Origin of the sequence: Flavobacterium psychroterrae, assembly GCF_018380615.1 — a bacterium.
GTDB lineage: Bacteria > Bacteroidota > Bacteroidia > Flavobacteriales > Flavobacteriaceae > Flavobacterium > Flavobacterium psychroterrae.
In genome coordinates, this window is sequence record NZ_JAGYVZ010000004.1 from 177,927 (window position 1) to 194,828 (window position 16,902).

A 16,902-nucleotide genomic window follows, 5' to 3' on the forward strand; every position below is an offset into this window, starting at 1 on the left:
TGCCTCTTAAATCTAAGAGGCATTTTTTATTCTATTTTTCTGAATTAAGAAATTCTTTCTTTCTGAATTTCTTCTACAACTTCAGGATTCAATAATGTTGATGTATCTCCAAAATTAGAAAAATCTCCTTCGGCTATTTTACGTAAAATTCTACGCATAATTTTTCCTGAGCGGGTTTTTGGTAATCCGGAAACAAACTGAATTTTATCCAGTTTTGCAATTGGCCCAATATGGTCAGAAATATATTGATTGATTTCTTTAGACAGGTTTTCTTTATTTCTAACTTCTCCTGATTCTTTCAAAATTACATAACCATATAATGCATTTCCTTTAATATCATGTGGAAATCCAACAATAGCGGATTCTGCAACTGCAGGATGTTCGTTAATTGCATCTTCAATAGGAGCTGTTCCTAAATTATGACCAGAAACAATTACAACGTCATCTACTCTACCCGTAATTCTGTAATATCCTACTTCGTCTCTTAATGCTCCGTCTCCTGTAAAATATTTCCCAGGGAAAGCAGAGAAATATGTGTCTTTATAACGTTGATGATCTCCCCAGATTGTTCTGGCGATTCCCGGCCAAGGAAATTTGATACATAAACTACCTACAACTTGATTACCTTCAATCTCATTGCGTTTTTCATCCATTAAAACGGGTTGAATTCCAGGTAATGGCAAAGTTGCGTAGGTTGGTTTTGTTGGTGTAACAAAAGCAATTGGAGAAATCATGATTCCGCCAGTTTCTGTTTGCCACCAAGTATCAACCACAGGACATCTTTTATCTCCTACGTGGTCATTAAACCAGTGCCATGCTTCTTCATTGATTGGCTCTCCAACAGATCCAATAACTTTAAGAGATTTAAGAGGATATTTTTGAATATAATCTAAACTTTCTTTTGCTAATGAACGAATTGCTGTTGGCGCAGTATAGAACTGTGTAATTTTATGTTTTTCGATAATATCCCAGAAACGGCTAAAATCCGGATACGATGGAACTCCTTCGAAAATTACGGTTGTTCCACCATTCAATAATGGTCCGTATAAAATGTATGAGTGACCCGTAATCCAACCGATATCAGCAGTACACCAGAAAATATCATTTTCTTCGTGGCTAAAAACATTTTTAAATGTATAAGCGGTATAAACCATATATCCGGCTGTGGTGTGCACCATACCTTTAGGTTTTCCTGTTGATCCTGAAGTATATAAAATAAATAAAGGATCTTCTGCATCCATGATTTCAGCAACGCTGTTATCTAAAGCTGCGTCTAATAAAGGCTGCAAGAATTCATCACGACCTTCTTTCATTTTGATTTCAGTATTGGTTCTTTTTACAACCAAAACTTTAGAAACTGTTGGACAAGTATCTAACGCTTCATCAACAATTCCTTTTAAATCAATAGTTTTATTCCCTCTATAACCTCCGTCAGAAGTAATTACCATATTACATTCGCAATCATTGATTCTTGCAGAAACTGCCGAAGCTGAAAATCCTGCAAAAATAACAGAGTGAATTGCTCCTATTCTGGCGCAAGCCAAAACAGCAACTGCCAATTCAGGAATCATTGGTAAATAAATACAAACTCTGTCTCCTTTACGAACTCCTTGCTCACGCAAAACATTCGCCATTTTAGAAACTCTTTCGTATAATTCGTTGTACGTTATATGTAAAGCACTTTCAGATGGATCGTTCGGTTCAAAAATAATAGCCGTTTTTTCTCCTCTTTTACTTAAGTGTCTGTCTATGCAATTTTTAGTTATGTTAACTTTTGCTTCAGTAAACCATTTTACTTCAGCATCAGCCATATTAAAATCAACAACTTTTTCCCATTGTTGGTACCACGTGAAATTTTCTTCTGCTATTTTCCCCCAAAATTTCCTTGGTTCCCTTATTGACTTATTGTAATGTTTAAAATATTGTTCTAAATTTTCAATTTTATAATAACTCATATGTTTTTGGAATTTTTCTATAAATGTATTAAATATCAGCGTATTCTTAAAATTATTTAATTCATAAATTTTATCATATAAAAACACATATTAAAAAAAATATCGTCTTTTTATGTATATTCAATAAATTTTTACTTTTTTGATTAAAAAAGCCTATTGCAAAAAAGGCACGATAAATAAATACCATGCCTTTTTATTTTAACAATTTCAATAACAATTAATTTTCGTAATTCTGCATTACAATACTCTATTCCATTTTGAAAATAGCAGCATCTTTATTAATTAAAATGAAACTTCAACAAGCATATTTATTACTAAATATACCCCTCATTCGGGATTAGCTTCACTTAACTTACTTAATTAAAGAAGTTAAGTGAATGCAATATGCATCTATATCCATTTTTCTTAATAAGTGCTTACTAATTCAAAATATTACTTAGAACAGAGATACAGCGCAAATCCCACATTCGAAAGTGTGGTAATTCCCAATTTATTATCCAATTTTTTTCATTGCAGTCATCGATTCTCTCAACCATGTTCCTACTTCTTCGATAGGATGTTGACGAATTTCTTTGTTTACTGCTATTAAAACAGCATTATCTACTCCGTTTGAAGTTGAAAATGGTTTTCCTATTACGTTTGTTTCTACTTTTTTCATGAATTCAGTCAATAAAGGTTTACAAGCATGGTCAAATAAATAACAACCATATTCTGCTGTATCCGAAATAACGCGGTTCATTTCAAACAATTTCTTTCTTGCAATTGTGTTTGCAATTAATGGCAATTCGTGTAATGACTCGTAATAAGCTGATTCTTCGATAATTCCAGCTTCTGTCATGGTTTCAAAAGCCAATTCAACACCCGCTTTTACCATTGCAATCATTAAAACACCATTGTCAAAATATTCTTGCTCAGAAATAACAGCATCAGTTGGTGCCGTTTTTTCGAAGTTAGTTTCTCCTGTGGCAGCTCTCCATTTCAATAAGTTAACATCATCATTAGCCCAGTCGATCATCATAGTTCTTGAGAATTCTCCAGAAATAATATCATCCTGATGTTTTTGAAATAACGGACGCATGATGTCTTTTAATTCATCTGCAATCTCATAAGCTTCAATTTTTGCAGGATTCGAAAGACGATCCATCATATTTGTGATTCCACCATGTTTCAATGCTTCTGTGATAGTTTCCCATCCGTATTGAATTAATTTTGAAGCATATGCGGGATCAATTCCTTTTTCGACCATTTTATCAAAACATAAAATAGAACCCGTTTGCAATAATCCGCAAAGGATTGTTTGCTCTCCCATTAAATCTGATTTTACTTCAGCAACGAAAGAAGATTTCAAAACTCCGGCTTTATGTCCACCAGTTCCTACAGCGTAAGCTTTTGCCTGATCTAAACCAAAACCGTTTGGATCATTTTCAGGATGAACTGCAATTAAAGTTGGCACACCAAATCCTCTTTTATATTCTTCACGAACCTCAGATCCTGGACATTTAGGCGCACACATTATTACCGTAATATCTTTACGAATCTGCATTCCTTCTTCTACAATGTTGAATCCGTGAGAGTACGCTAAAGTTGAACCTTGTTTCATTAATGGCATAATGGCGGTAACTACAGCAGTATGTTGTTTGTCTGGCGTTAAGTTACAAACTAAGTCAGCAGTTGGAATTAATTCTTCGTAAGTGCCTACAGTAAAGCCGTTTTCAGTAGCATTTTTATAAGAAGCTCTTTTTTCAGCAATCGCATCTGCACGTAATGCATATGAAATGTCTAAACCAGAATCTCTCATGTTTAAACCTTGATTCAAACCTTGTGCACCACAACCTACAATCACAACTTTTTTTCCAGCTAATGCCGAAATTCCGTCTGCAAACTCTGATTGCTCCATAAATTCGCAAACTCCTAATTGTTCTAATTGTAATCTAAGTGGTAATGTATTGAAATAATTTGCCATTTTCTTTTTAAAATTTAATGAATTGTAATTATAATAATTGAGTTGTTAATAGTTGTTATTTGAATGTTTCTAATAAGGTTGAAATTTCCATTTTTTCTTTAGAAACTGATATTCTGCCCGAACGTACAAATTGCATAATGCCGTAAGGTTTGAATTTTGCGTACAATTCTTCGATTTCAGAGCGTCTTCCGGATTTTGAAATCACGAAAAAATCCCGGGAAACCGTTACAATTGTTGCCTGACTTTCCTTGATGATATTCTGAATTTGTTTTTCGTCAAATAACAAGCTTGAAGCAATTTTGAATAAGGCATTTTCTAAATAAATAGTCTCTTCATCTGTATGATAAAATGCTTTTATTACTTCGATTTGCTTTTCAATTTGACCTACAATATTCTTAACCCATCTTTCTGTTGTATCCACTACAATAATGAATCTTGAAACATTTTCAATTTCTGATTCTGAAACGTTTAGACTTAATATATTAATGTGACGCTTTAAGAATATTCCTGATATCCTATTCAATAAGCCCACGTTATTTTCTGAATATACCGATATGGTAAATGTTTTATCTTCCATGTTTTTTTAGTTTAAAGTTTTTTTAGTTTAAAGTTTCAGGTTTCACGTTGCTGAGAACTTGAAACTTAAAACCTGAAACCTGAAACTTTTTTTTCTTTAGCTTAATCTAATTTCTGAAACGCAAGCTCCTGTTGGAATCATTGGGAAAACGTTGTTTTCTTTCTCTACCATAACTTCTAAGAAATAAGAATCTTTTGAAGCCATCATTTCTGCGACAGCTTCGTCTAAATCTTCCCTTTGAGTTACTTTTTTAGATTTGATATAATATCCTTCGGCAATTGCGACAAAATTTGGATTAATCATTTTTGTTGAAGCATACCTGTTATCAAAAAACAATTCCTGCCATTGTCGCACCATTCCTAAAAATTCATTGTTTAAAATAACAATTTTTACAGGCACTTTTGTCTGGAAAATAGTTCCCAGTTCCTGAATTGTCATTTGGAATCCTCCATCGCCAATAATAGCAACAACTTCACGATCCGGTCTTCCCATCTTAGCTCCAATTGCAGCTGGTAAAGCAAATCCCATAGTTCCTAAACCTCCGGAAGTAATATTACTTTTGGTTGTATTGAATTTAGCATAACGGCAAGCAAACATTTGATGCTGACCAACATCTGAAACGATAATAGCATCGCCTTTTGAATGTTTATTGATCATTTCCATAGTTTCACCCATTGAAATACCTTTATTATTTGTTGGGTTTAGCTCTTCATTTATAACGGTTTCTACTTCAATTTTCAGCAATTCTTTAAATTCATTATGCCATGATTCATGAGAATTTTTCTCAATTAAAGGCAATAACGCATTCAAAGCTTCTTTTACATCACCTAAAACGGCAACTTCGGTTTTTACGTTTTTGTCGATTTCTGCGGGATCAATTTCAAAGTGAATTACTTTTGCTTTTTTTGCATAAGTTTTTAAATTTCCGGTAACACGGTCATCAAAACGCATTCCAAGTGCAATTAAAACATCACATTCATTGGTCAGCATATTTGGGCCGTAATTTCCGTGCATTCCTAACATCCCCACGTTTAAAGGATGATCTGTTGGCAAAGCCGATAGTCCTAAAATTGTCCATCCCGCCGGAATTCCTGATTTTTCAATCAACGCTTTTAGCTGTTCTTCGGCTTGACCAAGAATAATTCCCTGTCCGAAAACAATAAAAGGCTTTTTAGCACTATTGATTAAAGCAGCAGCTTCGGCAACTTTGTCTAATTTTAATTTCGGAACCGGAACATAACTTCTGATTGCAGTACATTTTTCATAACTAAATTCGAACTCATCAAACTGAGCATTTTTAGTAATATCAATTAATACAGGACCCGGACGACCAGAACGGGCAATATAAAATGCTTTTGCAATAATTTCTGGTATTTCAGAAGCTTCTGTTACCTGATAATTCCATTTTGTTACCGGAGTCGAAATTCCGATAATATCTGTTTCCTGAAAAGCATCAGAACCTAATAAATGTTTCCCTACCTGACCAGTGATACAAACCATTGGTGTTGAATCAATTTGAGCATCTGCAATTCCCGTTACCAGGTTTGTAGCTCCCGGTCCGGAAGTAGCAATTGCAACCCCTACTTTTCCTGTAGCTCTCGCATAACCTTGTGCTGCATGCGTTGCACCTTGTTCGTGACGTACTAAAACATGGTGTAATTGATCCTGAAATTTATATAATTCGTCGTAAACAGGCATGATTGCTCCTCCCGGATAACCATAAACCAAGTCTACTCCTTCTGCTAACAAACATCTTATAACGGCTTCTGCCCCTGATATTTTCATAGTATATTTTTTTTATCAATGTCAAAATTCAATTTCAAAAATTCAACGGCAATGGCAAAATTCAATATCAATGTCAATTGCAAAAATCAATTTCAATGCTAAAACTTACTTGTAAATTTTTATTTTAAATTGACTTTTTATATTTTCCATTTTTAATATTGTTATTTTTTTTTGATATTACTATTGATTTTTGATATTGTCATTGATATTGATTTTGATATTGTTATTGAATAATTTATTTATCGGTAACGCAACCTGTAGAAGCGCTTGAAACCGATCTTGCGTATTTAAGCAAAACTCCTTTTGTAACTTTTAAAGGAGGCTGAACCCAAGCTGCTGCGCGAGCGGCAAATTCTTCGTCAGATATCTTCAGGTTGATTGTATTGTTTACGGCATCAATAGCAATTAAATCACCATCTTTTACCAGTGCAATACCACCACCATCATAAGCTTCTGGTGTAATATGTCCTACGACAAAGCCATGTGAACCTCCAGAAAACCTGCCGTCTGTAATAAGAGCACAACTGCTTCCTAATCCGGCACCAATAATCGCCGATGTAGGTTTTAGCATTTCAGGCATTCCCGGACCACCTTTTGGTCCACAATACCTGATGACGACTACATTACCCGGTTTAATTTTTCCGGCCTCAAGTCCTGGAATTACTTCAAATTCGCCTTCAAAAACAACAGCAGGACCTTCGAAATATTCTCCTTCTTTTCCGCTGATTTTTGCAACAGCACCTTCAGAAGCAAGATTTCCATATAAAACCTGAATATTCCCTGTTGGTTTTAATGCTTTTTGGATTTCATGAATAACTTGTTGTCCGTCTTGTAAATCCGGAGTAGTAGCTAAATTCTCTGCTACTGTTTTTCCGGTAACGGTCAAACAATCTCCGTGAAGCAATCCTACTTTTAATAAATATTTCATTATCGAAGGAATTCCTCCAACTTCGTGAATATCTTCCATCATGTATTTTCCACTTGGTTTCATATCCGCCAATACTGGAGTTTTATCGTTTATTGCCTGAAAATCATCTAATGTGATTTCGATATCAACAGCGTGAGCCATTGCAATTAAGTGCATAACTGCATTTGTAGAACCTCCTAAAACAGCCACAATTGTAATAGCGTTTTCAAAAGCTTTACGAGTCATGATATCTCTTGGCTTAATATCTTTTTCTAATAATATTTTAATTGCTTCTCCTGCAGCAAGACATTCATCTCTTTTATCCTGACTTAAAGCAGGATTAGAAGAGCTGTATGGCAAACTCATACCTAATGCTTCAATTGCAGACGACATTGTATTTGCAGTGTACATTCCGCCACAAGCACCAGCGCCCGGACATGCATTTTGAATAACACCTTTAAAATCTTCCGGAGTAATTTCGTTTTTAACTTTTTTTCCTAAAGCTTCAAAAGCAGAAACAATATTCAAGGATTCTCCTTTCCATTTTCCGGAGTGAATTGATCCTCCGTAAACCATAATCGACGGACGATTTACTCTTCCCATTGCTATTAAAGCTCCGGGCATATTTTTATCACAACCAGGAATTGCAATAATACCATCGTACCATTGTGCTCCCACAACTGTCTCGATAGAATCTGCGATTACATCACGGGAAACCAATGAAAAACGCATTCCTTCAGTACCATTTGAAATTCCGTCACTGACACCAATGGTATTAAAAATAAGTCCGACCAGATTTGCATCCCAAACACCTTTTTTGACATCTTTTGCCAAATCATTCAAGTGCATATTACACGTGTTACCATCGTAACCCATGCTCACAATACCTACTTGTGCTTTTTTCAAATCTTCTTCAGTTAAACCAATCCCGTACAACATCGCTTGCGCTGCAGGTTGTGTTTGATCTTGAGTGATCGTTTTGCTGTACTTATTTAATTCCATTATGTATTATTTTATTTTATTTTTATTCCAAAAAAAAACCTTCCAGTATTTGGAAGGTTTGTAATATAGTTTTTCAATTATATTTATACCATTCCCGATGCATATGTGTGAATCACATTGACAACAACGACAGAAGTAATAATAATTGAGATTTGCATCATTTATTTTTTAGTGTCACAAAAGTATGGAAACTTACAGGACTAAAAAAATAAAATCTCAACATTTCACATACTTCTTGTTATTTATATCATTATTTTAATAAAAACTTTAAACAATTGTTGATTGTCCGATATGAACATTGTCATTATTAAAATATAATAAGTCGTCTTTGCTGAAAATAAAATTAGAAACGAACTCCCCTACTTCATTTGTACCGAATTTTGAATCTGATTTTAAATCAACCGTAACCACTTTATATTCAATTGCTTTTTCAACTGCCTGATAAATTACATTTGCTTCTTTGAATAAACCAAAATGTTCTAACAACATTGCAGCAGATAAAATGGAAGCAATTGGGTTGGCAATATTTTTTCCTTTTGCCTGAGGATAAGAACCGTGAATTGGCTCAAACAAAGCATTTTTTTCTCCTAAAGATGCCGAAGCTAATAAACCAATAGAACCTGTAATAACACTTGCTTCATCTGATAAAATATCTCCAAATAAATTCTCTGTCAAAATCACATCAAATTGTTTTGGATTTAAAATAATCTGCATGGCTGCGTTATCCACAAATAAAAAATCTAAAGCTACATCAGGATAATTCGCGCTCACTTTCTGAACTACTTTTCTCCATAATCTTGAGGTTTCCAGAACATTGGCTTTGTCTACCATAGTTAACTTTTTACGTCGGTTTTGTGCCGATTTAAAAGCTAAATGTGCAATTCTGGTAATTTCTTCTTCTGAATATTCACATAAATCTGAAGCGTGTGTTCCTTCTTCATTTAATGTTTTGGCTCCAAAATAAGCTCCACCTGTTAATTCTCTGAAAATAGTAAAATCAGCACCTTCGATAATTTCTCTTTTTAAAGGAGAAGCATCAAGTAATGATTTATAAGGTTTTATAGGGCGAATATTCGCAAAAAGACCTAATTCTTTACGAAGTCTCAATAATCCCTGCTCCGGACGAACTTTTGCATTTGGGTTATTGTCATATTTAGGATCTCCAATAGCTCCAAACAAAACTGCATCTGTGTTTAAACAAAGATTTAAAGTTTGTTCCGGCAATGGATTTCCTGTTTTGTCAATGGCAATTGCTCCCATGAGCGCTTCTTCAAAAACAAATTCATGATTGTACACTTCACCAATCGCGTATAACGCTTTTTTTGCCTGTGCAACTACTTCCGGTCCAATTCCGTCTCCTGGTAAAACTGCTATTTTCAAATTCATAACGTCTCGTTCTTTATGTATTTAAATCTTTATTTATCTTTTATCTTTTATCTTTCTTCTTTGTTCTTTGTTCTTTGTTCTTTCTTCTACTTTCTAAGCTCTATTCTCTATTCTCTTCTCAACTAATTTCTAATTAATTCGTCCTGAATTTTAGAAGCTTCAATTATCTGATGAATATCTTCATCTATAACCTCTCTTTTAATGTCTGCGAATCTCAAAAACTCAATGTATACAAGGTCTAGTTGTACTTTTGTAAGCTCGTAACCTACTTTTTTAGCACGATAAGCTAATGCTGCTCTTCCGCTTCTTGCTGTCAAAATAATCGAAGATTCATTCACACCCACATCAAGCGGATCCATGATTTCGTAAGTTGCTCTGTTTTTAATTATACCATCCTGATGAATTCCTGAACTATGCGCAAAAGCATTCGCTCCCACAATAGCTTTATTTGGCTGAACCATCATTCCCATACTTTCAGAAACTAATCGGCTCATTTCATTCAATTCTCTTGTATTAATGTTAGTATCTAAGTTTAAGTAAGGATGTTGCTTGAAAATCATTACCACTTCCTCAAGAGCTGTATTTCCGGCTCTTTCACCAATACCATTAATAGTACATTCTATTTGTCTTGCTCCATTTATAGCACCTGCAATAGAGTTTGCAGTTGCCATTCCTAAATCATTATGACAGTGACATGAAAGGATTACGTTTTCGATTCCTTTTACGTTTTCCATTAAATATTTAATTTTTGCTCCGTATTCATCCGGTAAACAATATCCAGTTGTATCTGGGATATTTAACACGGTAGCTCCGGATTTGATCACTTCTTCACAAACTTTTGCAAGGAAAGCGTTATCAGTTCTTCCGGCATCTTCAGCGTAAAACTCAACATCTTCTACATAAGATTTTGCGTGTGATACGGCATATTTTGCTCTGGTAATAATATCTTCTCTTGTGGTATTTAATTTATGGAGTATATGAGATTCAGATGTTCCGATTCCTGTGTGGATTCTAGGTCTTTTAGCATGCTTTAAAGCAGCTGCGGCAACATCAATGTCGTTTTTTACAGCTCTTGTCAGTCCGCAGACGGTAGCGTTTTCTACAATTTTACAAATCTCAGAGACCGATAAAAAATCGCCCGGACTTGACACAGGAAAACCTGCTTCGATAACGTCAACTCCCATTTTATCAAGTCGTTCTGCGATAACTAATTTTTGTTTCGTATCTAACTTACATCCTGGAACTTGTTCGCCGTCGCGCAAAGTGGTGTCAAAAATTTGAACTTTCTCTCTATTCATATTCATTTATTTAATGTAATTTCACATCTTGATAACAAATATATATTGTACTTCCTCAGTACGAAATTCATTTTAATGAAATTATACTGTTCATAACACAATTTATAACGTATTAAATAACTAAAAATCAATAAGTTACATTATTATATTTTACAATGGCTAACCATCAAAAAGATTTCTTATTTGTATTGATTAAATCTCTTTCTAAATCTGAAAAAAGACAGTTTAAGATTTTTGCAAGCCGTTTAGAAACGAGTTCAAATACGAAATTCATCGAATTATTTAATATTTTAGATAAATCCGAAACTTACGATGAAAAGCTTATCCTTAAGAGCGGAATCATTAAAAAAGTTCAGTTATCTAACTTAAAATCATACTTATACAAACAAATTTTGGTAAGTATCAGATTGAATATTCCAAGTCAGAATATTCGGTATCAATTGCGTGAACAAATAGATTTTGCCGGTATTTTATATAATAAAGGATTGTATAAACAGAGTTTGAAAATTCTGGATAAGACAAAAATCATTGCGCTTGAAAATGATGAAAAATATATGGCGTATGAGATTGTAGAATTCGAAAAACTAATAGAATCGCAATATATTACCCGAAGTATTCAGGGTCGAGCCGATGAATTGGTTATTCAGGCAAAAGAACTGAACTATCGAAATACTATTTCAAGTAAATTATCGAATTTATCGCTACAGCTTTACGGAATCATGCTGAAGACGGGATACGTAAAAAATGATGATGAATACAAATACATTGATGATTATTTCAACAAACATATTGCAAAATTAGACGAAACCAAATTCGGTTTTCGTGAGAAATACTGGTTTTATAATGCGAATCTATGGCGAAGTTTCCTGGTTCAGGATTTTCTTGCCAGTTATAAATATGCGTATAAATGGGTGACATTATTTTATGATAATCCAAACATGATTTATCAGAATCCTGTATTTTTCTTAAAGGGAAATCACTATTTTCTGGAGTCCCTTTATATGTTGAAATATAAATCGAACTTCAAGAAATATCTAACTCTTTTAGAGAAAACAATTCATGATGATAAATTTCCGGTAAACGATAACATTGCATCGCTATCATTTCTATACGTTTACAACAATAAACTGAATCTGCACATTCTGGAAGGTACTTTTGCCGAAAGCGAATACCTGATTCCTGAAATTTTGGATAAAATTAAAATCCATAACGAACATCTTGACGAACATCACGAAATGTTGTTTTATTATAAGATTGCTTCGATTTATTTTGGAAATGAAAAGTATACGGAATGTATTCATTATTTAGATAAGATTATCAACAACAAGAACTTATCAATGCGTGAGGATTTAATGTGTTTTGCGAGATTATTGTCTTTGATTGCACATTATGAACTAGGAAAAGATTATTATTTAGAAAATCACCTGAAAAATACTTATAAGTTTCTAATCAAAATGAACGACTTGCATGAAGTTCAAAAGGAAATTATCAAGTTTTTAAGAAACCTGAATAATTTATTTCCTGCGGATATTAAAAAGGAATTTATTAAAATGCGCTTGCGTTTTATCGAATTAGAGAAAAACACTTACGAGAAAAGAGCGTTTCTTTATCTCGATATTATTTCCTGGCTTGAAAGTAAAATCGAAAATAAAAAAATTGCTGATATTATTAGAGAAAAAGCAAAATTGAATAGCCGATAAAAAATTAAAATTTCAGATCTAAATTTCCAAATTCAAATCAATAGCAAACCCGACAGGTTTTAAAACCTGTCGGGTTTCGCGCTTTTTGCCATTTGGACGAAGGAGAAATCACATCAGAAACTCGGCAATGAATATCGCCAATCTTTGTCGAATATCTTGTGTGATTTCTCATTCTTCGAAATGACAAACTCTCATGAGTTTTTAATTATCTGCAATAGCAACAAGTTGATGTTCCTTCTAAACAAATATCTCCACGCCCGGGAGTATTTGATAAAACTCCACCAGCTTCACCACATAATCTGTCGCACAAACCAATTGTTGGATTTACATACGGCAGAGTAACTCCTCCCATTATAAATTTCTGAGCATTTTTAGACAAAATTTCAACGTTTCTTAGGTTTTTCAAATTTTTCATAATAGTTTGATTTGATTTGTTTTCCTACTCTTTAGCTTTTCGGATTACGCTTATTTAACTAATCTGAATTAACTCACTTAAATCCAGATCATTGTGGTCTAAGTTATAAAATAAAACGTAATATTCGTACAAAAATAATCGAAAACACAAATGGCATAAAACAACAAACCCGACAGGTTTTAAAAACTGTCAGGTTTACTAACCGCAAAAAAAATCCAAACTCCAATTAATTGGAATTTGGATTTTAAAATATTGGAATTTATGAGCCTTTATTCAACAATATTAGAACTTGTTACATAAAAATTCTTGTCCACTTCAACTTTTCGTTCATCGCTGTTTGTTTTCTCTGATTTCCATTCAGTCGTAGGTTTTAACCAAATTTCCTGACCGTTTAAAGTTACTTTTACCGGCATATCAAATTTTGCCACACAATTTGTCCAATGATATCCTAAAGCACCGTTTTTAAAGATATATTCAAAAACCGGAATTTGAGTTGTTGTCAAATATTGGGCAAAAACTCTATTAAAATTAATTCCTGATTGTGTATTGATATAATCTTCAATTTGCTTAGAGGTAACCGTTTGATGGTAAAAAGTACTGTTTAAACCTCTCAAAATTGATTTCCACTTTGCATCATCATTAATAATCTGACGCATCATGTGCAGCATATTAGCGCCTTTTGGATACATATCGCCTGATCCTTCATTATTTACATCATAATTACCAATAATTGGTTTATCATTTTTGATACCTTGTCTACAGCCAATTACATATTCGGCACCGGCATCTTTTCCGTAATAATACTCCACAAAAAGACTTTCAGAATAACTGGTAAAACTCTCGTGAATCCACATATCTGCAATATCTTTATAGGTAATATTATTTGCAAACCATTCATGTCCGGATTCATGGATAATAATAAAATCAAATTTTAATCCCCAGCCTGTTCCGCTTAAATCACGTCCTAAATAACCATTTTTAAAACCGTTTCCGTACGTTACACTGCTTTGGTGCTCCATTCCTAAATAAGGTGCTTCGATCAATTTGTAACTGTCTTCGTAAAAAGGATAAGGTCCAAACCAGTTTTCAAAAGCTTTAAGCATTCTTGGAGCATCTTTAAATTGCTCTTTGGCTACAGCCAAATTATCTCTTAAAACATAATAATTGCAATCTAAATCGCCTTTTTCTCCTTTATATTTCTCTGAAAAATTAACGTAATCACCAATATTAATATTGACACCATAATTATTAATTGGGTTTGCAACATACCAATTAAATGTTTTTGTACCGTCTTTTTCTTTTTTAACGCTTTGTAATCTTCCATTTGAAACATCCGTTAAATCTCCGGGAACATTCACAGAAATCAACATATTCTCTACTTCATCATACATATGATCCTTGTTTGGCCACCAAACGCTTGCGCCTAAACCCTGACATGAAGAGGCAATAAAATCTTTTCCGTTTTTATCTTTTTTCCAGGTAATTCCGCCATCCCAAGGTGGTTTAATTGCTTCTTTCGGTTTTCCTCCAAATGAGATTATAATTTCTTTAGTTTCTCCAATTTTTTGTTTTTCAGCCAATTGAATAAAAAAAGCATTTCCGTCTCTTTCAAACTTCAATTCTTTTCCGTTTTGAGTCACTTTGGAGATCTGCATTGGTTCCTGCAAATCAATTTGCATCTTGTTATTCTCTGTCAAAACAGTATAACGAACTGTATTTGAACCGCTAATAGTTTTGTCGTTTGGATTTACCTTTACATCTAAATGATAATATTTCAAATCCCACCAAACTCTTTCTTTTGTGATGCTTCCGCGTAAAGAGTCCTGATGTGTAAAAACCGTTTCAGACTTATTCAAAAGTCCTTGTGCATTGGCTGTAAAACCAAACAAAAAGGCGATAAAAACGCCACCAAAGTATTTTTTCATACGAAGTAAATATTTTCTTTTAATCAAAATAAAAAAGGTATTTCAACTAACTTTAACTTCCAACAAATGTAAACAATCGAATCAATTTTTAATTCATTTTACAATCTCTAATGATGAGATTTAATGTTAAATCATTTATTCTTTGTTATTTTAGCCAATCAAATTTCATTTGTATTTTATGAAAATTAGTAAAATCATTGTCATTATAAGTCTAATGTGTCCGACAATAAATCATTCCCAAAGTATTCCAGTCTATAAAACAAATGAGATAATTAGTATCGACGGAGATTTATCAGATTGGAAAACTCCTTTTTTGGGTCCCTTCGTGATTCATAATTCAGGAGAAAAAGCCACTCAAAATACCTATGTTTCACTTTCGTGGAATGACGAAAGCCTATATATCGCCTATCGTTCCACCGATTCTAACATAATAGGAAAACCTCAGAAAAAAGATTCTCCAGTTTTTAGTACAGATGATTTAGTCGAAATTTTTATCGATCCTGATGGTGACGGTCAAAATTATGTAGAAATTGGAGTAAATGCTTTTTCTTCCAATTATGATATGTTGCTTAAATGTATTTCCCCTGTTTGCGGAGGCTGGAGTACAACAACGGCTTTTGATATTGCAGGATTAGAAACTCAAAGCAAAATAACTGCGGAAGGTTTTAATACCGAAATTAAGATTCCATTTTCTAGTTTAAAAAATATAAAAAACGGCAATTTTAGTAAACCAAAAATCGGGACAAAATGGAAGGGAAACGCTTTTAGAATTGATTTCGGTAACATAACTGAATATATTGCTCTAAAGCCATATAAGAGTTCAAAACATGGTTTTCATCAAACGGAAGAATTTGCGGTTTTTGAGTTTGTGGAGTGAAAAGTTTAATCGTTTATTTGGTTAAGTGGTTAATCGAAACTGAACTATTATCAGGCCAAGCGGAGTCGAGGTCCCGCAAAGTGATTTGGCAAACAGGACTTCCACTCCGCTCATTCTGACATATTTAAGTAAGTTAAAAATCTATTTAATTAACCCGTGGAGTGTAATTATTTTTAACACATATTCCCGATATTTATCGGGAATATGTGTTAAATTGAACTTTTATTAGTTACACCCAACGGGTTATTTAATTACTTCTGACGCTTTTTCAAAACATCGACAACATCATTCAATTGAAAACCTTTTGCCTGTAATAAAATCAAATAGTGAAATAATAAATCGGCACTTTCGCTCAGGAATAAATCATCGTTATCATCTTTTGCTTCGATAACTACTTCTACAGCTTCTTCCCCAACTTTTTGAGCAATTTTATTGATCCCTTTTTCGAATAACGAAGCCACATAACTTTTCTCTGAATCGGCATTTTCTCTACGAACTTTGATTGTATTTTCAAGATTTGAAAGAAAACCATAATTCTCTTTGTTTTCCTCTTGCCAGCAAGTATCTGCCCCAGTATGACAAGTTGGTCCAATAGGTTTTGCCTGAATTAAAAGTGTATCACCATCGCAGTCATTTTTAATATCAACAAGATTCAAAAAGTTTCCGCTCTCCTCGCCTTTTGTCCAAAGCCTTTGTTTAGAACGGCTAAAGAAAGTGACTTTTTGAGTTTCGATAGTTTTTTGAAGCGATTCTTCGTTCATATATCCCAGCATCAGAACATTTTTTGTTTCTGAATCCTGAATAATTGCCGGAATCAATCCGTCTGTATTTTTTGTGAAATCTACGTTCATTTTTTTATTTTAGATTTTAGAGGTTAGATTTTAAATTGCTGCACTCTATGATTATTTATTATTTGAGATTTTAGAATTATTTTTAACACATAGATACATAGCATTATTGAACTTAAAAAAAGCATTTCACTTGCATTAACAAAGATAGCTATGTGTGAGAAACGAGTTTCTTTTGATGTACTTTTTTTTAAAATCATAAAATCTATGTTTCTATGTGTTTAATTGAATTTTTATCCATTATCCCCCATAGATTCTATATTA

General features: G+C 33.4%; 12 protein-coding genes. 2 read left to right on the top strand and 10 right to left on the bottom strand.

The features are described 5' to 3' along the window. Positions 1–44: 44 nt before the first annotated feature. From acs to KHA90_RS06480, 7 genes are all read right to left on the bottom strand, one after another. Positions 45–1,955, bottom strand: coding sequence for an acetate--CoA ligase (gene acs / locus KHA90_RS06450; RefSeq protein ID WP_213296603.1), 1,911 nt, complete (start codon positions 1,953–1,955; stop codon positions 45–47). Positions 1,956–2,448: 493 nt separating this feature from the next. After that, a complete protein-coding gene (ilvC, locus tag KHA90_RS06455; RefSeq protein ID WP_213296605.1) occupies positions 2,449–3,918 on the bottom strand; it encodes a ketol-acid reductoisomerase in 1,470 nt (489 codons plus the stop codon). A gap of 55 nt (positions 3,919–3,973) precedes the next feature. Further along, entirely contained in the window at positions 3,974–4,495 is a 522-nt protein-coding gene (gene ilvN / locus KHA90_RS06460) for an acetolactate synthase small subunit (RefSeq protein ID WP_213296607.1), read from the bottom strand. Between the two features lie 96 nt (positions 4,496–4,591). Beyond that, positions 4,592–6,280, bottom strand: coding sequence for a biosynthetic-type acetolactate synthase large subunit (gene ilvB, locus KHA90_RS06465; protein WP_213296609.1), 1,689 nt, complete (start codon positions 6,278–6,280; stop codon positions 4,592–4,594). Positions 6,281–6,515: 235 nt separating this feature from the next. Then, positions 6,516–8,189: a dihydroxy-acid dehydratase gene (gene ilvD / locus KHA90_RS06470; protein ID WP_213296611.1), complete on the bottom strand. Its 1,674-nt coding sequence runs from the start codon at positions 8,187–8,189 to the stop codon at positions 6,516–6,518. A gap of 267 nt (positions 8,190–8,456) precedes the next feature. Continuing rightward, positions 8,457–9,575, bottom strand: a complete 1,119-nt coding sequence (gene leuB / locus KHA90_RS06475) for a 3-isopropylmalate dehydrogenase (protein ID WP_213296613.1) — start codon at positions 9,573–9,575, stop codon at positions 8,457–8,459. Between the two features lie 122 nt (positions 9,576–9,697). Then, the gene (locus KHA90_RS06480; protein WP_213296615.1) at positions 9,698–10,873 is read right to left on the bottom strand and encodes a 2-isopropylmalate synthase; all 1,176 of its coding nucleotides are present in this window, start codon (positions 10,871–10,873) and stop codon (positions 9,698–9,700) included. A gap of 155 nt (positions 10,874–11,028) precedes the next feature. On the opposite strand from KHA90_RS06480, the gene KHA90_RS06485 reads away from it, so the two are divergent. Next, on the top strand, positions 11,029–12,573 hold the full coding sequence (locus tag KHA90_RS06485; protein ID WP_213296619.1) for a hypothetical protein: 1,545 nt from the start codon (positions 11,029–11,031) through the stop codon (positions 12,571–12,573). Between the two features lie 205 nt (positions 12,574–12,778). Here the strand turns inward: KHA90_RS06485 and KHA90_RS06490 are convergent, their stop codons facing one another. Together KHA90_RS06490 and KHA90_RS06495 are read right to left on the bottom strand one after the other, a co-directional pair. Further along, the gene (locus tag KHA90_RS06490; RefSeq protein ID WP_213296622.1) at positions 12,779–12,988 is read right to left on the bottom strand and encodes a hypothetical protein; all 210 of its coding nucleotides are present in this window, start codon (positions 12,986–12,988) and stop codon (positions 12,779–12,781) included. A gap of 269 nt (positions 12,989–13,257) precedes the next feature. After that, entirely contained in the window at positions 13,258–14,913 is a 1,656-nt protein-coding gene (locus KHA90_RS06495) for a M1 family metallopeptidase (RefSeq protein WP_213296624.1), read from the bottom strand. 178 nt (positions 14,914–15,091) lie between these two features. Here KHA90_RS06495 and KHA90_RS06500 point away from each other — a divergent pair, with 178 nt between their 5' ends. Beyond that, on the top strand, positions 15,092–15,790 hold the full coding sequence (locus KHA90_RS06500; RefSeq protein WP_213296626.1) for a carbohydrate-binding family 9-like protein: 699 nt from the start codon (positions 15,092–15,094) through the stop codon (positions 15,788–15,790). A gap of 251 nt (positions 15,791–16,041) precedes the next feature. Here KHA90_RS06500 and hisIE read toward each other — a convergent pair whose 3' ends face one another. Further along, positions 16,042–16,641, bottom strand: a complete 600-nt coding sequence (hisIE, locus tag KHA90_RS06505; protein ID WP_213296628.1) for a bifunctional phosphoribosyl-AMP cyclohydrolase/phosphoribosyl-ATP diphosphatase HisIE — start codon at positions 16,639–16,641, stop codon at positions 16,042–16,044. Positions 16,642–16,902 lie beyond the last annotated feature (261 nt).